Below are 18,893 nucleotides of genomic sequence, written 5' to 3' on the forward strand. Positions count from 1 at the left end.
CACCCGCGGCACCACCGTCCGGGACGTCAGGGGCACCGCCGCGTCGTGGGACGGGCCGCGCTCAAGCCTGCGCGATGGAGTCGCCCTCGACCGTGATCGCGACGGTCTCGAGCGCGGCGGTCGCCGGCCCGGAGAGCGGGGACCCGTTCTCCAGCGAGAACTTGCTGGCGTGGCACGGGCAGGGGATGTCGCCCTCGCTGCTGGACTCGACGAGGCATCCCTGGTGGGTGCACACGGCGGAGAACGCCTTGAAGTCCCCCTCCGTCGGCTGAGTAAGCACGATCTTGGCGCTCGCCACCACGAAGCACCCGCCGACCGGGACGTCGGCCGTGCTCGCCAGCGCGCCGGCGTCACCGCTTGGGGTCTGGGTCCCGTCCGGGGAGCTGGGCGAGGACGACGCGTCCGAGGGCGAGGCCGAGGCGTCGTCCGGGTCGGTGGCCGTCGGCTCGTCGGCGCCGCAGGCGGCGAGCACGGGGACGCCCACGGCGATCGCGGCAGAACCGGTCAGGGCACGACGTCTGTTGATGGCGGTCATGCTGCGACCCTAGCCACCCCGCCTGTGAGGAACCTGTGCGGCACGAGGGCTCAGGAGGTCTTCCTCGCCGGTGCCGTGCGCGCCGCGCCCGTCGTCGCGGCCTTCCTGGCCGGGGCCTTGGCCGGGGCCTTGGCGGCGGCCTTCTTCGCCGGCGCCTTCTTCGCCGGCGCCTTCGCGGTCGCGGTCCGGCGCGAGGGGCCGGCGGACGCGGCCGCCGGAGCGCGTCGTGGCGCGCCCGGCTGCTGGGCGCCGCGGCCCTCGAGGATCGGCGCCAGGAACGCGCCGGTGTGGCTCTCGGCCACCGCCGCCACCTCCTCGGGCGTGCCCTCGGCGACCACCGTGCCACCGCGCGAGCCGCCCTCGGGACCCATGTCGATGAGCCAGTCGGCGGTCTTGATGACGTCGAGGTTGTGCTCGATCACCAGCACCGTGTTGCCCTTGTCGACCAGGCTGGACAGCACCCCCAGCAGCTTGCGGATGTCCTCGAAGTGCAGGCCGGTCGTCGGCTCGTCGAGCACGTAGACGGTGCGTCCGGTGGACCGCTTCTGCAGCTCGCTGGCGAGCTTGACGCGCTGCGCCTCGCCGCCGGACAGCGTCGTCGCCGGCTGACCCAGGCGGACGTAGCCGAGGCCGACCTCCTCGAGGGTCTTCATGTGCCGGGCGATCGCGGGCACCGCGGCGAAGAACTCCGCGGCCTCCTCGATCGGCATGTCGAGGACCTCGGCGATGGTCTTGCCCTTGTAGTGGACCTCGAGCGTCTCGCGGTTGTAGCGGGCGCCGTGGCAGACCTCGCACGGGACGTAGACGTCCGGCAGGAAGTTCATCTCGATCTTGATCGTGCCGTCGCCGGAGCAGGCCTCGCAGCGCCCGCCCTTGACGTTGAAGGAGAACCGACCCTGCAGGTAGCCGCGCATCTTGGCCTCGGGCGTCGAGGCGAAGAGCCGGCGGATGTGGTCGAAGACCCCTGTGTAGGTCGCGGGGTTGGAGCGCGGGGTGCGGCCGATCGGCGACTGGTCGACGTGGATCACCTTGTCGACGTGCTCGAGCCCGGTGATCTTCGTGTGCCGGCCCGGGACCGTCCGGGCGTTGTAGATCTGCTTGGCCAGCGAGGTGTAGAGGATGTCGTTGACGAGGGTGGACTTGCCCGAGCCCGACACCCCGGTGACCGCGCAGAAGACGCCGAGCGGGAAGCTGACGTCGACGTTCTGCAGGTTGTGCTCGCGCGCGCCGTGCACGGTGAGCTCACGGCCCCGGGTGCGCGGGCGGCGTACGGCCGGGACGGGGATCTCGCGCCGTCCGCTGAGGTACTGCCCGGTCATCGAGTCCGGGTGTGCCAGCAGGTCGGCGACCGTGCCGGAGTGCACCACCTGGCCGCCGTGCTCGCCGGCGCCCGGGCCGATGTCGACCACCCAGTCGGCCACCCGCACGGTGTCCTCGTCGTGCTCGACCACGATCAGGGTGTTGCCGAGGTCCTTGAGCCGGACGAGCGTCTCGATGAGGCGCTGGTTGTCGCGCTGGTGGAGGCCGATCGAGGGCTCGTCGAGGACGTAGAGCACGCCCACCAGGCCGGCGCCGATCTGCGTGGCCAGCCGGATGCGCTGCGCCTCGCCGCCCGACAACGAGCCGCTCGGCCGGTCGAGCGAGAGGTAGTCGAGGCCGACGTCGAGCAGAAACTGCAGGCGCTCCTGGATCTCCTTGAGGACCCGCTCGCCGATCTGGCGCTCGCGCACCGACAGGTCGACGGTGCGCAGGTAGTGGGCCGCCTCGTTGATCGGCAGCGCGCAGACCTCGGCGATGTTCTTGCCGCCCTGGTCGCGGGCGCCGAGCGTCACCGACACCGACACCGGCTTGAGCCGGGTGCCGCGGCAGGCGGGGCATGGCACCTCGCGCATGAAGCCCTCGAACCGCTCGCGGCTGGTGTCGGACTCCGCCTCCCGGTGGCGGCGCTCGACGTAGGGGCGCACGCCCTCGAACGCCGCGTAGTAGGCGCGCTGGCGCCCGTAGCGGTTGCGCGTGACGACGTGGACCTTGGTCTTGTGGCCCTCGAGGAGCGAGGTGCGGGCCTTGGCGGGGAGCTCCGACCACGGGGTGTTGAGGTCGAAGCCGAGCTCCTCGCCCAGCGCGTTGACCAGGCGCAGGAAGTAGTCGGCGACGTGGGCGCCGCTCCACGGGGCGATCGCGCCCTCGCCGAGGGTGGCGCCGGGGTCGGGGACGACGAGGTCGGGGTCGACCTCCATCCTCGTGCCGAGGCCCGAGCACACGGGGCAGGCGCCGAACGGGGAGTTGAAGGAGAACGAGCGGGGCTCGAGGTCGTCGGTGTCGATGGTGTGGTCGTTGGGGCACGCCATCTTCTCCGAGAACTTCATTTCGCGGCCGGCGTCCGAAGGGTCGAGGTCGACGAAGTCGAACACGACGAGCCCGCCGGCGAGCCCCAGCGCCGTCTCGACCGAGTCGGTCAGGCGACGCTTGGACGACTCCTTGACGGCGAGGCGGTCGACCACGACCTCGATCGTGTGCTTGAGCTTCTTGTCGAGGGTCGGCGGGTCGTCGAGCGTGTGGGTCTGGCCGTCGACGCGTGCGCGGCTGAAGCCCTGCTGCTGCAGCTGGCGGAACAGCTCGACGTACTCGCCCTTGCGGCCGCGGATGACCGGCGCGAGCACCTGGAAGCGGCGGCCCTCCTCGAGCGAGAGGATCCGGTCGACGATCTGCTGCGGCGTCTGGCGCTCGATCGGCGCCCCGCACGTCGGGCAGTGCGCCCGACCGGCGCGGGCGTAGAGCAGGCGGAGGTAGTCGTAGACCTCCGTGATCGTGCCGACGGTCGAGCGAGGGTTCTTCGAGGTGGACTTCTGGTCGATGCTGACGGCCGGGCTGAGGCCCTCGATGAAGTCGACGTCGGGCTTGTCCATCTGGCCGAGGAACTGACGGGCGTAGGCCGACAGCGACTCGACGTAGCGACGCTGGCCCTCCGCGAAGATCGTGTCGAAGGCGAGGCTGGACTTGCCCGAGCCGGAGAGCCCGGTGAACACGATGAGCGAGTCACGCGGGAGGTCGAGGGAGACGTCCTTCAGGTTGTGCTCCCGGGCGCCCCGGATGATGAGCTGGTCGGCCACAGTTGATCCTCGATCTGGCATGCGGTGGAGTCGAACACGTGTTCGGCTCAGCGTACGCGGTCGGGTGCTCCGACTCGCCGTTCCACCCTCTCACGCAGCACCGACAGCGGATCCATCGATCACCCACGCGGGTGGACTCCGGAGAGGGCGGACGAGGTGGCACGATGGCAGCGTGACCGACGTCGCGGGCGCCCTGCCCGAGCTCATCGCCCAGGCCGACCAGGCGCTGGTGCGCACCGTGGACGGACTCTCCGACGACCAGTATGCGGAGCCGACCCAACTGCCCGGCTGGACCCGCGCCCACGTCGTCGCCCACCTCGCCCTCAACGCCGAGGGGCTCGGCGGGGTGCTGCACGGCGCCCACGTCGGCCGGCCGCGTCCGATGTACGCCTCCGTCGAGCGACGCGACGCCGACATCGCCGACCTCGCGACGGCGTCGCCCCCCGAGCTGCGCGAGCGGCTGCTCGCCGCAACGGCGCGCTTCACCGACGCGCTCGGCGCGATGCACGAGGCCGACTGGGACGGGCGGTTCGAGCGGGTGCCCGACGGACCGACGTACGCGCTCACCAGCGTCCCGCTCATGCGGTTGCGCGAGGTGGAGATCCACCACGCCGACCTCGGTGCCGGATACACCCGGGCCGACTGGCCCGAGGGCTTCCGCAGGGTGCTGCTCGACTCCCTGCGCGCGTTCCGCACGGTGCCGCTGACCGTCCGGGCCACGGACCTCGACGGCACCTGGCGCTACGGCGACGGCGACCGCGGTCCTACCGTCACCGGCACCTCCGCCGACCTCGCCTGGTGGCTCACCGGCCGCGGCTCGGGCGAGGGTCTCACGTCCGACACCGGCGAGCTGCCGGAGATGGAGGCATGGTGAACGACCAGCAGCCCGACACCTACACCGGCGACGTCTCCCCCGGCGGCGCCGCGGCCGTCCGCCGCCTCGGCCGCCTCACGCTGACCAAGGTCGCGGTCGACCCGGAGATGTCCAACAACTGCTACCTGCTCCAGTGCGGCGAGACGGGCGACCTCGTGCTGGTCGACGCCGCCGCGGAGCCCGAGCGCCTCCTCGAGCTCGTCGGCGACCGGCCGCTCACGGCGGTTGTCACCACGCACCGGCACTGGGACCACCACCGCGCCCTCGCGGCGGTCAAGGCGGCGCACCCGCACGCCGTGGTGGTCGCCGGCGAGCCCGACGCCGACGCGATCGAGGAGCAGACGGGGGTGAGGGTCGAGCGCCGGGTGGGCGAGGGCGACACGGTGCGCGTGGGCTCCTCCGACCTGGCGGTGATCCCGGTCGCGGGCCACACCCCCGGGTCCATCTGCCTGCTGCTCGACGACGCGGGAGCCTCGGCCACGCCGCACCTGTTCACCGGCGACTCCCTCTTCCCCGGCGGCGTGGGCGCGACGTTCGGCGACGCCGACGCCTTCACGCAGCTCATCGACGAGGTGGAGACGAAGCTCTTCGGCCGGCTCCCCGACGAGACGTGGTTCTACCCGGGGCACGGCGGCGACGGCAGGCTGGGCGACGAGCGGCCCCACCTGGAGGAGTGGCGCGAGCGCGGCTGGTGAGGCGTGGCACGCTGGGAGCATGAGCACCCGTGCACTGACCCTGGCCGACTTCGAGCAGACCGTGAGCGGCGAGGGCATCGTCCTCGTCGACTTCTGGGCGGCGTGGTGCGGTCCGTGCCGGCAGTTCGCCCCCGTCTTCGAGAAGGCGTCGGAGGACAACCCGGATATAGTCTTCGGCAAGGTCGACACCGAGGCCGAGCAGCAGCTGGCGCAGATGGCGGCGATCACCTCCATCCCCACCCTCATGCTGTTCCGCGACGGCATCCTGCTGTTCAACCAGGCCGGCGCCCTGCCGCCGCAGGCCCTGGCCGGCGTGATCCAGCAGGCGCGCGAGCTCGACATGGACGCCGTGCGGCAGGAGGTCCAGGCGGCACAGCAGGCCGCTGAGCAGGCGCCGCAGGACGAGGTGGGCCTCGACGAGTTCGCCGCCGCTCACAGCCAGGGGGCGTACGTCCTCGACGTGCGGGAGGCCGACGAGGTGGCGCAGGGACGCGTGCCCGGTGCCGTGCACATCCCCATGAACGACGTGCCCGCACGGGTGGCGGAGCTCCCGCAGGACCGGCCGGTCTTCGTGGTCTGCCAGTCGGGGGGCCGCAGCCGCCAGGTGGTGGACCACCTGCGCTCGCGCGGCGTCGTGGCCGTCAACGTGTCCGGCGGCACGGGCGGCTGGGCGCAGCTCGGGTGGCCGCTCGAGGCCTGACCCGCCCAGCCGCGGGCGCCGTCCTCAGCCGCCGGGCAGCATCCGGCGCAGGATCGCCGGGCGCACGTTGGTGAACAGGTGCGCCGTGAGCGCCACGAAGAAGGCGACGTGCGCCGCGACGTGCAGCGGCAGCCAGGCGTCGTCCCCCGTGCCGACCAGCACCAGTCCCGACAGCGGCACGAGGACGAGCAGGAGCAGCAGCGCGCGCTCGGTCCAGTGGACGAGCCGCCGGTCCGCGTCGGAGAGGTGCTCCGACCACGGCGGCAGGCCCGCCACCTTGCGCCACAGCGGCCGCACCACGCCCAGCGCGAGCACCAGCAGCCCGAGCGCGAGGTGGAGCTCGGCGAGGTCGAACCCCCCGCCGAGCAGGTCGTAGCGGTCGGCGCGGTCCTCGCACCGCTCCTCGAGCCGGTCGAGCCGCTCCTCGAAGGCGTCGGTGGTGTCACCGCCGCTGAGGTCCTCGCCCGAAGGATCGCAGCCCTCGTCGAGGTCGAGGCGGTAGCCGACCGCGAACTGCGCGGCGATCGCCGCGACGGTGAGCCAGTGCAGGACCTTCTGCGACGGGCGGTAGCCAGTCCGAGTGTCGGCTGTCATGCCCCGACGCTAGGAGCAGGGGGGCACCACGCCCAGGTCGATCGTGCCCGTCGAGACGGTCGTCGTGACGTTCGTGCGGGTGTTCGTGGCGGTGTAGGTCAGGGCAGCGGTGACCGGGCCCTGGCTGTTCGTGTTGGTGCACACGACGAGGGTGACCATCGAGCTCGTCGTGGTGAGACCGGTGACCGTCTTCGGCGACGTCCCCGAGATGTAGGACGTGCCGTTGAGCACGACGTCAGTGAACGTGATGTTCCAGGGGTCGCCGGGCTGGACGCTGAAGTTGATCGACAGCCGGTAGCCCTGGCAGTTCACCGTGTTGGGCCCACCGGGCTGCTTGCAGGATCCCGCGAAGGCGCTGGGGCCGGCGATGGTCGGCGGGTCGGTCGACGCGGCGTAGGCCGGGGCATGGGCAGCGGCGGCGACCACCGGGACGCTCCACGCGGCGCCGCGCACGACGGAGCGACGGTTGATCTGGGACATGCTGGTGACCCCCACGGTCCTCGGAGTACGCCATCCCCACGACGGCGATCCCGATCGTATGGCCGCCGCCCCGCGGGTCCGCCCCGGTGGAACACTTCTTGAGAGTTCCTGAGGAACACCTTGAGAAATAGGGGACATCTGGCCTGGACCACCATTCGGCGCGACGGGGCTCGGGGGGAGAAGCCGGCCGCGGGGCTCTCCCCGGCCCGTGGGATAGCCTCGGCGCGTGCTGATCAGCGACGCCAAGCAGGTGCTCTTCGTCCACGTCCCCAAGACCGGGGGCGTGTCGGTCGAGGAGACCGTCAAGGAGGCGTGTCCCGACGCCCGCAAGGCACGGATCCCCATCGGCCGGCACGCGACGCTGGGCAAGATCATCAAGCACGAGCCGCAGGTCGTCGACTACTGGACCTTCGGGTTCGTGCGCAACCCGTGGGCCCGGATGGTCTCGTGGTACTCGATGATCTCGGCGTGGGACCGCCGCCACGGCCCGCGGAGCGGCAAGCCGCAGGACGTCAAGCACAACTCCATGCGCGACGGCAACGACATGTGGCGCGCGGCGGCGGCGTACTCCGGGTTCGAGGAGTTCGTGCTCCGCGGCACCGAGGAGCTCCCCCGCGTCGGCGTCCCGCAGATCACCTACCTGCGCGCACCGAAGCTCGGCCGCGAGGTCGACTTCATCGGCCGCACCGAGAACTTCGTCGAGGACCTGCAGCGGGTCCAGGTGCAGCTCGGCCTCGAGCCGTCCACCCCGCCGCACAAGAACAAGTCCCGCCACGGCAGCTACCGCGACTACTACACCGACGAGACGCGCCGCCGGGTCGCCGAGGTCTACGCCGAGGACATCGACCTCTTCGGCTACACCTACTAGGGCCCCTGACCTGCCCGGGACTAGGTGGACATGCCCGGGATGCGGGTGCCGCGCGCGCCCGCCCACTCCCCGGTCGCCTCGAGCCGGCGCCACACGTCGTACTCCGGCGCGAGGTGCGCGACCAGCGCCTCGCGGGTCGCGGGCTCCAGCTCGCCGTGCCCGGACCCCGAGGCGTTGCGCCGCTCGAAGTCCAGCGGCACGCCGATCCGCTCGCTGAACCAGCGCGACCACACGTCGGGGTGGCTGACGCTCAGGACGCGGTCCACCTCGACCGCGCCGCGGGCGTGGATGAACCGCGCCGGGCGGCCCCGGGGCACGGGTGCCTGCTCGTCGCCGGCGAGGTAGTGCCGCGCGAACTGCTCGAAGGACATGTCCGCGGTCGACCTGCGGCTGTCCTCGCGGGCGCGGTAGCGCCACCACGACTCCAGCCACGAGATCGGCTCGCGGAACATCGACACGAGCTCGTACGACTCGCGCGGGTGGCCCTGCTCGGCCAGCTCGCGGGCCTTCGTGTGCACGAACCCCCGCGCGGGCAGGTGCTTGCGCGCGGGTGGTGAGCCGACGACCTCGGTGGCGTACGGCGACAGCGTGCGCTCGAGCGTCGTGCTGGCGGTCTTCGGCAGGGCGAGCAGCACGAAGTCGCGACCGGGCCCGAGCTCGAGGAACGTCATCACGCGCCGATCATCCCGCACGCCGCCGCTCGGGTCGCGCCCGCTCGGCGGCACCTGTCACGGGTGCGTGGGCTAGCCTCGCGCCCGTGCTGATCTCCGACGCGAAGCGGGCACTGTTCGTGCACGTGCCCAAGACGGGCGGCGTCTCCGTGGGGGTGGCATTCGAGCGGTGCTGCCCCGACGCGCGCAGCAAGGCGCCCGGGGTGACTCCCCCGCTGGGCCGGCACGCGCCGTACGCCCGCATCCTCCGGGCCGAGCCGCAGACGGCCGACTACTGGTCCTTCGCCTTCGTGCGCAACCCGTGGGCCCGCATGGTGTCGTGGTGGTCGATGATCCACGACTGGGACCTCGCGCACGGCCCCTCGAGCGGCAAGCCGCAAGGCGTGGAGGCGAGCCGCATGCGCGGCAACGACATGTGGCGCGCGGCGGCCGCGTACTCGGGGTTCGAGGAGTTCGTGCTGCGCGGCACCGAGGAGCTGTCACGCGTGGGGCGCCCGCAGGTGGAGTACCTCCGGGCTCCGGGGCGCGAGGTCGACTTCGTCGGGCGCACCGAGTCGTTCGCGGAGGACCTGGCGGCGGTCGAGCGCCGGCTCGGCGGCGACCCCGCCCGGGTGCCGCACCGCAACAAGTCCCCGCACGGGAGCTACCGCGAGTACTACACCGCCGCGACCCGCGCGAAGGTCGCCGAGGTGTACGCCGCCGACCTCGAGGCCTTCGGCTACACCTTCTGAGGGTCCGGGGCGGGTGCCGGGGTCGGCTCACCCGTCCAGCGACGCCACGAGCTGCCGCAGGTGGCGAGGCCGAGGCGGGACTGCCGCGGCGTGCATCGCACTCATCGCAGCGACGTTGGTGTCGGCGCGCAGGCGGGGCACGCGAGCTTCCGACCGGCCGGGCCGCGACCGGCCTCGCGCACGGCACGATTGACGCTTCCCCGCACGCACTAGTCTCGTCGGTCGTGCCTCCCGAGACGATGCCCGCCGACCTGCTCGAGCACGCGCGTTCGGCGAAGGGGTTCATGCCCGAGGACGAGGGCGCCGTGCTCCACCGGTGGGCCCGCGAGCGGCTGCCCCACGGCCCGGGGCTCGAGGTCGGGACCTACTGCGGCAAGTCCGCGATCTGGCTGGGCGGCGCCGCCCGCGAGGTCGGCGGCACGGTGTTCACCGTTGACCACCACCGCGGCTCGGAGGAGAACCAGGCGGGGTGGGAGCACCACGACGACAGCCTTGTGGACCCCGAGCTCGGGCTGATGGACACGCTGCCCACCTTCCGGCGCACGATCGCCGGCGCCGGCCTCGAGGAGCACGTCGTCGCGGTCGTGGGCCGCTCCGAGACGGTCGGGCGCTGGTGGCGCACCCCGCTGTCGCTGCTCTTCATCGACGGCGGGCACGGGGTCGAGCCGGCGCGCGCCGATTTCCGCACCTGGCCGCGCTGGGTGGCGGCCGGCGGCGTCCTGGCGATCCACGACGTGTTCCCGGACCCGGCCGACGGGGGCCGGCCCCCCTACGAGGACATCTACCTGCCGGCGCTGGCCACGGGCGCCTTCACCGAGGTCGAGGCGGTCGGCTCGATGCGGGTGCTACGCCGTACGTCGGGCGACGCCGGCGACGCCCTCGCCTGATCCGTCCGCGGACGTGCAGCCGCACTCCAGCCCGATCTCGGCGAAGTCGGGGGCCAGGGTGGTGCCGCGCATGATGTCGGCCCCCGGGGTCCCAGCGGTCAGGGCGTCGACGGCCAGGATGACCGCCGCCGCGGTGTAGGTGGTCTGCTCCCCCGGCCAGTTCACCTCGTCCGGCCACACGTAGCCGGTCCAGTAGGAGCCGTCGTCGGTGCGCAGGTGCTGCATGTCGGCGAGCAGCTGGAGCGCCCGCCCACGGTCGCCGACGGCGTCGAGCGCCAGCACGAGCTCGGCCGTCTCGGCGCCGGTCACCCAGGGGTTCGTCGACACGCACCGGATGCCGAGCCCGGGCACCACGAAGGTGTCCCACCGCTCGGCGAGGAGCTCGTGCGCCGCCGCGCCGCGCACGGCTCCACCGAGCACCGGGTAGTACCAGTCCATCGAGAACGTCGACTTGTCCAGGAAGAGGTCGCGGTGCTCGCGCAGCGCGTGGCCGAGCCGCCCACCGGCCAGCTCCCACTCGACCTGCGGCTCCCCCACGAGTCCGGCGAGAGCCACGCCGGCCCGGAGCGAGTGGTAGATGCTCGAGGAGCCCGCCAGCAGCGCCTCCGCGTTGACTGTCCCCGGCTCGCCGTCGTGCCACTCCTGCGACCAGGCGATGCCGCCGAACGGCAGCTGCAGGGCGACCACGAAGTCGAGCGCGCGACGCACGGTCGGCCACATCGACCGCACGAACGCCTCGTCCCGCGCGACGAGCCAGTGGTGCCACGTGGCGACCGCGGCGTACGCCGACATGTTGGACTCGCCGGAGTGGTCCTCGACGTGGCCGGCGACGATCTTCATCGGCCACGAGCCGTCGCTCCGCTGGGTGGCGCGCGCCCAGGCGAAGGCGCGCTCGGCGGCCTCGCGCTGGTCGCCGACCATCAGCGCCATCGCGGACTCCAGGTGGTTCCAGACGTCGGTGTGCTGCCCGGGCGTCCACGGCACGGCGCCCGAGGGCTCCTGCATGGCCACGATCGTCGCCGCGGTCTGCTCGACCTGGGCGCGGGTCAGCACCTCGCCGCACGGTGGCACGTCGGCCGGCGGTCGGGTCACGCCGCCGCGCCGGGGCGCTCGGGCTTGCGGAAGTAGAGCACCATGCTCTTGCCGATCAGCGGGTCCAGCAGCCGCCCGGCGTACCGGAGCGGCTTCGGGTCCTGCAGGATCTCCCACACCAGCAGCCGGTGGTACGCCTTGGCGAGCGGGTGGTCGTCGTTGGTCACGCCGACCGCGCACTTGATCCACCAGTAGGGCGTGTGCAGGCCGTGGGCGTAGGCCTTGCCCGTGAACACCATGGCGTCACCCGGCGTCCCGTCGTTGGGCCGGCCCGCCTTGGTGACCTTGTCGACGAGCTCCTCGGCCGTGTAGATCCGCACGTGCCCGCCCTCGGCGTTGTGGTAGTCGTCAGACAGCTTCCAGTTCACCACCTCGGGCAGCCACCGCGGGACCGAGACCGCCAGCGTGCCGCCCGGACGCAGCACCCGGACCAGCTCCCTGATCGCGTCGACGTCGGCGTGGATGTGCTCGAGCACCTCGGCCGCGACGATCCGGTCGAACTCGCCGTCGGCGAAGGGCAGCGCGAGGGCGTCGCCCTCCTTCACGTCGGCCTCGGCGCCGTCGGGCACCTCGCCGGCCTCGCGCATGGCGGTGAACCACTCGCGCACGGTGGCCAGCTCGTCGGCGTCCTGGTCGAACGCCACGACGTCCGCACCGCGCTTGTACATCTCGAAGGCGTGCCGTCCGGCCCCGCAGCCCATGTCGAGCACCCGCTCGCCCGGACGGAGCCCGAGCCGGTCGAAGTCAACGGTCAGCACGGCGGCTCTCCTCCTGCTCGTGGCGGCCCCGTTCCTCGCGGAAGGCGGCGATGGTCTCCTCGTAGGCGGCCGCCGTGGCCTCGGCCACCGCGCGCCAGCTGAACATCCGCTCCACGCGGGCACGTCCGGCCGCGCCCATCGCCGTACGCCGCTCGGGGTCGTCGAGCAGGGCGGCGATCGCCTGCTCGAGCTCGCCGACGTCGCCGGGCGTGACGAGGTCGGCGCACTCGCCGTCGGGGCCGACGACCTCGGGGATCGCTCCGGCGCGGGACACCACGAGCGGCGTCGCGCAGGCCATCAGCTCGGCGGTCGGCAACGAGAAGCCCTCGTAGAGCGACGGCACGCACGCCACCTCGGCGGAGCCCATGACCTCGACGAGCTCGGCGTCGCTGACGCCGTTGACGAAGGTGACCCGGTCGGCGATGCCGAGCTGGTCGATGAGCCGCTCGGTGCGGCCACCGGGCTCGGGCCGGGTGACCAGCACGAGCGAGACGTCCCGCTCGACGGCGAGCTTCGCGAACGCCTCGAGCAGGGTGGCGATGCCCTTCATGGGGGCGTCGGCGCTGGCCATGGCGAGGATCCGGCCGGGGACGCGCGGGGGCGTCGGCGGTGCGAAGACGTCGTCGACGCCGAGCAGGATCGTCTGCATCCGGGCCGGGTCCACCCCGAAGTCGCGCGCGATGTCGCGGCGCGAGGACTCCGAGGGCGTCAGCACCTTGCGCAGCCGCTTGGCCACCTTGGACTGCATCCGCAGGAAGCCGTACCACCGGCGCAGGGTCAGCCGCTTGCGCCACGTGGGCGCCGTCTGCAGGTCGATCCTGCGGTCCATCGTGATGGGGTGGTGGATGGTGGCGATCACCGGCAGCCCGCGGTCCTCGAGCTCGAGGATCCCCGTGCCGAGCACCTGGTTGTCGTGCGCGATGTCGAAGTCGCCGGCGCGGTCGCGCATGATGCGCGCGATGCGCGAGCTGAACGTCTTCGGCTCGGGGAACCCGGCCGTGCACATCGTGAGGAACTCCTCGACGTCGATGAGGTCGCGGAACTCCCGCAGCCGCGGCACCCGGAACGGGTCGGGCTCGCGGTAGAGGTCCAGGCTCGGCACCTTGGTGAGCACCACGCCCTCATCGAGGTCGGGGTAGGGCTGGCCGGAGAACACCTCGACCTCGTGGCCGAGGCGGACGAGCTCGCGGCTCAGGTGCCGGACGTAGACGCCCTGTCCACCGCAGTGAGGCTTGCTCCGGTAGGACAGCATGGCGATGCGCACGCGCCCATTATGCCTACTCGCGGGTAGGCGTCCCGCCGGCCACCCCGGTCCCCGCTGCTCCGGCTCACGCCTCGCTGGAGTGCCCCGGGAAGACGTGGGCGGTCGGGTCGAGGACCACCGCGGCGTTGTTGACCGCGGTCGCGGCCTCGCCGAACCCGACCGCGATGAGGCGGACCTTGCCGGGATAGTCGGTGATGTCGCCGGCGGCGAAGACACGAGGCAGCGTCGTGCGCATGGACGAGTCGACCACCACGTGCCGCTTGCGGGTCTCCAGGCCCCACTGCTGGATCGCGCCGAGGTCGGCGATGAACCCGAGCGCCGCCACCAAGGCCTGCGCCTTGCGGACCTGCGGCTCCTGTCCGTCGACGCTGATCTCGACCTCCTCGAGGTGCCGCTCGCCGCGCAGCGCGGTGACCTGCGCGTTGGTGACGATCTCGACGCTCGACGCCCGCACCGCCGCGACCGTGCGCTCATGGGCGCGGAAGGCGTCGCGCCGGTGCACCAGCGTCACCGACGCCGCGATCGGCTCGAGGTGCTGCGCCCAGTCGAAGGCGCTGTCCCCGCCGCCCACGACGACGACGTCCTTGCCGGCGTACGGCGCGAAGCTGGGCACGAAGAACTCCATGCCGCGCCCCACCCACCCCTCCCCCGCGGGCAGGGGTCGCGGGCTGAACTTGCCGATGCCCGAGGTGATGAGCACCGCTCCCGCGGTGACGCGGGTGCCGTCGTCGAGGGTGACGACGACCCGGTCCTCGCCGTGGTCGAGGGTGGTGGCCGTGCGGTCGAGGAGGTACGTCGGGTCGGCGGTGGCAGCCTGCTCGACCAGTCCGGCGACGAGGTCGCGGCCCTTGACGCTGGGGAAGCCGGCGACGTCGAGGATCGCCTTCTCGGGGTACATGGCGGTGATCTGGCCGCCCAGCTCGGGCAGCGAGTCGACGACGGCGACGCTCAGGCCGCGGAACCCCGCGTAGTAGGCGGAGAACAGTCCGGTCGGGCCGGCGCCGATGATCAGGAGGTCGGTCGTCACGTCGTCCACGTCGCGGATCCTTCCGGTCGGACCGTCGGTCCACAAGGGTCGACGCGCGCTGTCACAGCGCGTCGAGCTCGCTGACCCTCCACCCGTCGTCGCCGCCGCCGGCGCGTTCCAGCGACACCAGCACGCGGTCGAGGTCGAGCCTCGGCTCGGCGAGGTCGGCGCCGGAGGTGCGCTGGTTGACGAACACCAGCACCCGGGCGGCCCGCGCCGTGGCGGTCACCAGCGCGGTGTCGACCACGTCGGCGGAGACGACCGTGCGGTCGCTCCGGCTCGTGGTCGCGACGCCGGCCATCGTCCGGTCGTAGCGGTCCTGCATCGCCGGCGTCATCAGGCGCCGGGCCGCGGCCTTGTCGTCCTCCAGGGTCTCCCACGAGTAGCTGTACGCCGCCCGCGTCGCCTCGGCGGCGACGTCGCGCACCTCGTCCTTGACCGCCGCCGACGCCACGGTCGCGTCCGCGGAGTCGGCGCTGCTCACCGCCCGACCCACGTCGCCGCCCGTGCCCGTCAGCAGCCACGTGAGGGCGAGCGCTGCGGCGCACACCAGCACCGCCAGTCCCGCCACCCAGCGTCGCGACGTCATCGCACGAACTCCACGTCGCTGGTCAGCCACCGCCCACCCTCGCGCACCAGCCGCATCCGGAGCCGGTAGTACCGGACCTCGCCCCGGGCGTCGGTGCCGGTGTTAATGACCGTGCTGTTCGCGGCGACCAGGACGGTGGCCGCGTCGTCGTCCTGGTCGCCCACGCCGAGGGCGACCACCTCGGGCGTGGAGACCGCCTCGGTGCGCTCGGCCTCGCTGACGAGGGTGTCGCGCTGGGACCGGTACTCCTCCGCGAACTCCCCCGTCGCGCCCGCCAGCACCGCCTCGACGAGCGGGTCCATGTCCTGGTGGTCGACGGTGAGGAAGGCGAGCGCCTCGGCCCGGGCCGCTGCCGCCACGTCCTGCTGGGCGGCCGTCAGCGGCTCGTCGACGGCGTCGCGCGACGACATGACCAGCCCGATGGCGACCAGCAGCCCGACGAGCACGACCGCCAGCGCCCCGCCCAGCCAGCTCCCAGACCGTCCGCCCACCCTGCGAACCTAGCCCAGCCGGACCTCCACCACGCGGCGCACCCGGCTCCCTAGACTCCGTTGTCGTGACCCGGCCGTTCCGACAACTGACAGCGCACCCGTCCGCGATGCTCCTGGGCGCCCAGCTGCTGCAGGTGCTGGCGTGGCCCTTCCTCGACGACTCCACGGTCGGGCGGGCCTTCCTGGGCGTCATCGGCATGCTCGCGGTGGGGTCGGCGGTGCTGGCCGTCCGGCGCACGCCCAACGTCAGCCGCGTCGTGCTCATCCTGGGCGCACCGGCGATGGTGCTGACCCTGCTGGAGGCGGTGTTCCCGGAGACGGACCCGATCGTGCTCACGTCGGGACTGCTGCACGCGCCGTTCTACTTCTACGTCTCCTACGCGATGCTGCGCTACCTGTTCCACGACGAGGAGGTCACCACGGACGAGTACTACGCCACGGGCGCCGCGTTCACCGTGGTGGCGTGGGGCTTCGCCTACGTGTTCTCCGTGGTCCAGGTCGTGTGGGCGGACTCGTTCAGCAACGCCGAGGGATTCGGCCGGGCGTGGTTCGAGCTGCTCTACCTGTCCTTCTCGGTGCTGACCAGCGTCGGGCTGTCCGACGTCGTCGCCGTCGGTGAGCAGGCCCGGGCCGTGGTGATGGTCGAGATGATGGTCGGGGTCTTCTACATCGCCATGGTCGTCTCGCGGATGGTCGGCCTCACCATGATGCGGCGGCGCTAGCCGCCCGAGCGGCCGGCGCCGCCCGGCGAGCTCAGTCGTCCGAGTCCTCGTCGTCCTCGTCGTCGAGGAGTCCCTCGCGCTCGGCCGCCTCGACGAGGCGACGGACGTTGTCGATGCTGCCGCAGTCGGCGTCGAGCTGGGCGTTGCGCTCGGCGGCGAACTCGGCGCCGAGCTGGTCGAGGACCTTCTCGGAGATCTCCTCGCGCGCCGGGTTGAGGATCGTCAGCTCCTCCTCGGTGAGGTGGTGGTTGAGCGCGGTCGCGAGCTCCTCGACGGCGTCGTCGAAGGCCTGCGTGTCGGTGCGCTTGAGCTCGAGCACCTTGAGCATCGCCTCGTGGCCCTCGGCGTGCTCCTCCTCGCCGTGCTCCGCCTCGTGCGCGGTGATCGCGTGCTTGCGCCGCAGCTTGGGGTAGACGTGCTTCTCCTCCGCCTCGGCGTGCGCGACGTGCAGCGCGGCGAGGCCCTTGCGCACGGCGTCGCGGTCGGAGCTGCTGTCGCGCAGCTGGCGCATCAGGGACTCGAACCGGCGGTGGTCCTCGAGGATGAGGTCGATGACGTTGCCGGAGACGGGGCGGCCGAGGTCGATGGGAGTGCTCATGGGCCAGACGGTAGCGACTCCGGCAGCACGCCGCCTCGCCACGCGCCGACGCTCACCTGGTGGCCTCCATCATCTGCCGCAGCTCCTTCTTGAGCTCCGAGATCTCGTCGCGCAGCCGCGCCGCCACCTCGAACTGCAGCTCTGCCGCGGCCGCCTTCATCTGGTCGGTCAGGCCCTGGATGAGCTCGGCGAGGTCGCTGCTCGGGATGCCCGCGGTGTCGGGGGCTTCGGAGTGGATCTTCGACAGCGCGGGCGTCGGCGACTTGCCCGCCTTGACGCCGCCAGCGCGCCCCTTCTGCCCGACGTCGGCCCAGGTCTTCAGCAGCTCCTGGGTGGTCTCGTCCTCGCGCGCGAGCATCTCGGTGATGTCGGCGATCTTCTTGCGCAGCGGCTGCGGGTCGATGCCGTGCTCGGCGTTGTAGGCGACCTGGATGGCACGACGACGGTTGGTCTCGTCGATGGCCGACTCCATCGACGGCGTGATCTTGTCGGCGTACATGTGGACCTGGCCGGACACGTTGCGCGCGGCACGGCCGATGGTCTGGATGAGCGACTTGTCGGAGCGCAGGAAGCCCTCCTTGTCGGCGTCGAGGATCGACACCAGCGACACCTCGGGGAGGTCGAGGCCCTCGCGCAGGAGGTTGATGCCGACGAGCACGTCGTACTCGCCGAGGCGCAGGTCGCGGAGCAGCTCGATGCGCTTGAGGGTGTCGACCTCGGAGTGGAGGTAGCGGGTGCGGATGCCGGCGTCGAGGAGGTAGTCGGTGAGGTCCTCCGACATCTTCTTGGTCAGCGTCGTGACCAGCACCCGCTCGCCCTTGTCGGCGCGGGTGCGGATCTCGTGGATCAGGTCGTCGATCTGGCCCTTGGTCGGCTTCACCACGACCTCGGGGTCGACCAGGCCGGTCGGGCGGATGATCTGCTGGACCGTGTTGTCCACGCCCCCCACCCGGTCGAGCTCGTAGTTGCCCGGGGTGGCCGACAGGTAGACCGTCTGGCCGATCCGGTCGACGAACTCCTCCCACCGCAGCGGGCGGTTGTCCATCGCGCTCGGGAGCCGGAACCCGTGGTCGACGAGGTTGCGCTTGCGCGACATGTCGCCTTCGTACATGCCGCCGATCTGCGGCACCGCGACGTGGGACTCGTCGATGACGAGCACGAAGTCCTCGGGGAAGTAGTCGAGGAGGGTGTTCGGGGCGCTGCCGCGCGTGCGGCCGTCCATGTGCATCGAGTAGTTCTCGATCCCGGAGCAGGAGCCGACCTGGCGCATCATCTCCACGTCGTAGGTCGTGCGCATCCGCAGGCGCTGCGCCTCGAGCAGCTTGCCCTGCTTCTCGAACGCCGCGAGCTGGTCGTCGAGCTCGAGCTCGATGCCCCGGATCGCCCGCTCCATCCGCTCCGGCCCGGCGACGTAGTGGGTGGCAGGGAACACGTGGAGCTCGGTGTCGTCCGAGACCACCTCGCCGGTGATCGGGTGCAGCGTCATCAGCCGCTCGACCTCGTCGCCGAAGAACTCCACGCGGATGGCGAGCTCCTCGTAGACCGGGAAGATCTCGAGGGTGTCGCCGCGCACCCGGAAGGTGCCGCGGGTGAAGGACATGTCGTTGCGGGTGTACTGGATCTCCACGAGCCGGCGCAGCACGGAGTCGCGGTCGTGCTCCTCGCCGACCTTGAGCCGCAGCATGCGGTCGACGTACTCCTGCGGGGTGCCGAGGCCGTAGATGCAGGACACCGTCGAGACCACGATCGTGTCGCGTCGCGTGAGGAGGCTGTTGGTGGCGCTGTGCCGCAGCCGCTCGACCTCCTCGTTGATCGAGGAGTCCTTCTCGATGTAGGTGTCGGTCTGGGGGACGTAGGCCTCGGGCTGGTAGTAGTCGTAGTAGGAGACGAAGTACTCGACGGCGTTGTGGGGGAACAGCTGGCGCAGCTCGTTGGCGAACTGCGCGGCCAGGGTCTTGTTGGGCTGGAGCACGAGGACCGGACGCTGCAGCTGCTCGGCCACCCACGCGACGGTGGCGGTCTTTCCCGTGCCGGTCGCGCCGAGGAGGACGACGTCCTTCTCGCCGCCCTGGATCCGGCCGACGATCTCCTTGATCGCCGCCGGCTGGTCGCCGGAGGGCTCGTAGTCGGACACCACCTTGAAGGGGGCCACCCGGCGCTGGAGATCGGTGACTGGACGCATGCCTCGAGCGTACGCGGAGCCACCG

20 protein-coding genes are annotated in these 18,893 nt (G+C 72.0%); 7 read left to right on the forward strand and 13 right to left on the reverse strand.

Annotation, left to right across the window (positions count from 1 at the left end):
• Positions 1–61: 61 nt before the first annotated feature.
• A complete protein-coding gene (locus J3P32_RS00655; protein ID WP_210437673.1) occupies positions 62–535 on the reverse strand; it encodes a Rieske (2Fe-2S) protein in 474 nt (157 codons plus the stop codon).
• Positions 536–585: 50 nt separating this feature from the next.
• Positions 586–3,645, reverse strand: coding sequence for an excinuclease ABC subunit UvrA (gene uvrA / locus J3P32_RS00660; protein ID WP_210437676.1), 3,060 nt, complete (start codon positions 3,643–3,645; stop codon positions 586–588).
• Positions 3,646–3,817: 172 nt separating this feature from the next.
• On the opposite strand from uvrA, the gene J3P32_RS00665 reads away from it, so the two are divergent.
• The 3 genes from J3P32_RS00665 to trxA are packed head-to-tail and all read left to right on the forward strand — an operon-like array spanning position 3,818 to position 5,914.
• Positions 3,818–4,519: a maleylpyruvate isomerase family mycothiol-dependent enzyme gene (locus J3P32_RS00665; protein ID WP_210437678.1), complete on the forward strand. Its 702-nt coding sequence runs from the start codon at positions 3,818–3,820 to the stop codon at positions 4,517–4,519.
• The gene (locus J3P32_RS00670) at positions 4,513–5,214 is read left to right on the forward strand and encodes an MBL fold metallo-hydrolase (protein ID WP_210437681.1); all 702 of its coding nucleotides are present in this window, start codon (positions 4,513–4,515) and stop codon (positions 5,212–5,214) included. The genes J3P32_RS00665 and J3P32_RS00670 overlap by 7 nt, the downstream gene beginning before the upstream one ends.
• A 19-nt stretch (positions 5,215–5,233) precedes the next feature.
• Complete coding sequence (gene trxA / locus J3P32_RS18340; protein WP_210437684.1) at positions 5,234–5,914, forward strand: thioredoxin; 681 nt, start codon at positions 5,234–5,236, stop codon at positions 5,912–5,914.
• A gap of 24 nt (positions 5,915–5,938) precedes the next feature.
• Here the strand turns inward: trxA and J3P32_RS00680 are convergent, their stop codons facing one another.
• On the reverse strand, positions 5,939–6,508 hold the full coding sequence (locus tag J3P32_RS00680) for a cytochrome b/b6 domain-containing protein (RefSeq protein WP_210437687.1): 570 nt from the start codon (positions 6,506–6,508) through the stop codon (positions 5,939–5,941).
• A gap of 9 nt (positions 6,509–6,517) precedes the next feature.
• Positions 6,518–6,988, reverse strand: coding sequence for a hypothetical protein (locus J3P32_RS00685; protein WP_210437690.1), 471 nt, complete (start codon positions 6,986–6,988; stop codon positions 6,518–6,520).
• Between the two features lie 226 nt (positions 6,989–7,214).
• Between J3P32_RS00685 and J3P32_RS00690 the strand changes: the two genes are divergently transcribed.
• Entirely contained in the window at positions 7,215–7,856 is a 642-nt protein-coding gene (locus J3P32_RS00690) for a sulfotransferase family 2 domain-containing protein (RefSeq protein WP_210437693.1), read from the forward strand.
• A gap of 20 nt (positions 7,857–7,876) precedes the next feature.
• Here J3P32_RS00690 and J3P32_RS00695 read toward each other — a convergent pair whose 3' ends face one another.
• Entirely contained in the window at positions 7,877–8,530 is a 654-nt protein-coding gene (locus tag J3P32_RS00695) for a hypothetical protein (protein WP_210437696.1), read from the reverse strand.
• A gap of 83 nt (positions 8,531–8,613) precedes the next feature.
• Between J3P32_RS00695 and J3P32_RS00700 the strand changes: the two genes are divergently transcribed.
• Both J3P32_RS00700 and J3P32_RS00705 read left to right on the forward strand, forming a co-directional pair.
• Positions 8,614–9,258 (forward strand): sulfotransferase family 2 domain-containing protein, encoded by a 645-nt coding sequence (locus tag J3P32_RS00700; protein WP_210437710.1) that lies wholly within the window; start codon positions 8,614–8,616, stop codon positions 9,256–9,258.
• Positions 9,259–9,482: 224 nt separating this feature from the next.
• The gene (locus J3P32_RS00705) at positions 9,483–10,145 is read left to right on the forward strand and encodes a class I SAM-dependent methyltransferase (protein WP_307861521.1); all 663 of its coding nucleotides are present in this window, start codon (positions 9,483–9,485) and stop codon (positions 10,143–10,145) included.
• Here the strand turns inward: J3P32_RS00705 and J3P32_RS00710 are convergent.
• The 6 genes from J3P32_RS00710 to J3P32_RS00735 all read right to left on the reverse strand — a co-directional run bounded on the left by J3P32_RS00710 (position 10,104) and on the right by J3P32_RS00735 (position 15,366).
• The gene (locus tag J3P32_RS00710; protein WP_210437713.1) at positions 10,104–11,237 is read right to left on the reverse strand and encodes a prenyltransferase/squalene oxidase repeat-containing protein; all 1,134 of its coding nucleotides are present in this window, start codon (positions 11,235–11,237) and stop codon (positions 10,104–10,106) included. The genes J3P32_RS00705 and J3P32_RS00710 overlap by 42 nt on opposite strands.
• Entirely contained in the window at positions 11,234–11,995 is a 762-nt protein-coding gene (locus J3P32_RS00715; protein ID WP_210437716.1) for a class I SAM-dependent methyltransferase, read from the reverse strand. Before J3P32_RS00715 ends, J3P32_RS00710 begins: the two co-directional genes overlap by 4 nt.
• Complete coding sequence (locus J3P32_RS00720) at positions 11,982–13,259, reverse strand: glycosyltransferase family 4 protein (RefSeq protein ID WP_210437737.1); 1,278 nt, start codon at positions 13,257–13,259, stop codon at positions 11,982–11,984. The genes J3P32_RS00715 and J3P32_RS00720 overlap by 14 nt, the downstream gene beginning before the upstream one ends.
• A gap of 64 nt (positions 13,260–13,323) precedes the next feature.
• On the reverse strand, positions 13,324–14,295 hold the full coding sequence (locus tag J3P32_RS00725; RefSeq protein WP_210437740.1) for an NAD(P)/FAD-dependent oxidoreductase: 972 nt from the start codon (positions 14,293–14,295) through the stop codon (positions 13,324–13,326).
• Positions 14,296–14,347: 52 nt separating this feature from the next.
• On the reverse strand, positions 14,348–14,875 hold the full coding sequence (locus J3P32_RS00730) for a hypothetical protein (RefSeq protein WP_210437743.1): 528 nt from the start codon (positions 14,873–14,875) through the stop codon (positions 14,348–14,350).
• Positions 14,872–15,366: a hypothetical protein gene (locus J3P32_RS00735; RefSeq protein WP_210437746.1), complete on the reverse strand. Its 495-nt coding sequence runs from the start codon at positions 15,364–15,366 to the stop codon at positions 14,872–14,874. Before J3P32_RS00735 ends, J3P32_RS00730 begins: the two co-directional genes overlap by 4 nt.
• 65 nt (positions 15,367–15,431) lie before the next feature.
• On the opposite strand from J3P32_RS00735, the gene J3P32_RS00740 reads away from it, so the two are divergent.
• A complete protein-coding gene (locus J3P32_RS00740) occupies positions 15,432–16,088 on the forward strand; it encodes an ion channel (RefSeq protein WP_307807623.1) in 657 nt (218 codons plus the stop codon).
• A gap of 31 nt (positions 16,089–16,119) precedes the next feature.
• Here the strand turns inward: J3P32_RS00740 and J3P32_RS00745 are convergent, their stop codons facing one another.
• Both J3P32_RS00745 and uvrB read right to left on the reverse strand, forming a co-directional pair.
• A complete protein-coding gene (locus tag J3P32_RS00745; RefSeq protein WP_210437748.1) occupies positions 16,120–16,686 on the reverse strand; it encodes a hemerythrin domain-containing protein in 567 nt (188 codons plus the stop codon).
• 52 nt (positions 16,687–16,738) lie between these two features.
• Positions 16,739–18,868, reverse strand: coding sequence for an excinuclease ABC subunit UvrB (gene uvrB, locus J3P32_RS00750; RefSeq protein ID WP_210437750.1), 2,130 nt, complete (start codon positions 18,866–18,868; stop codon positions 16,739–16,741).
• Positions 18,869–18,893 lie beyond the last annotated feature (25 nt).

This window comes from Nocardioides xinjiangensis (genome assembly GCF_017916385.1).
In the GTDB taxonomy this organism is placed as follows: domain Bacteria; phylum Actinomycetota; class Actinomycetes; order Propionibacteriales; family Nocardioidaceae; genus Nocardioides; species Nocardioides xinjiangensis.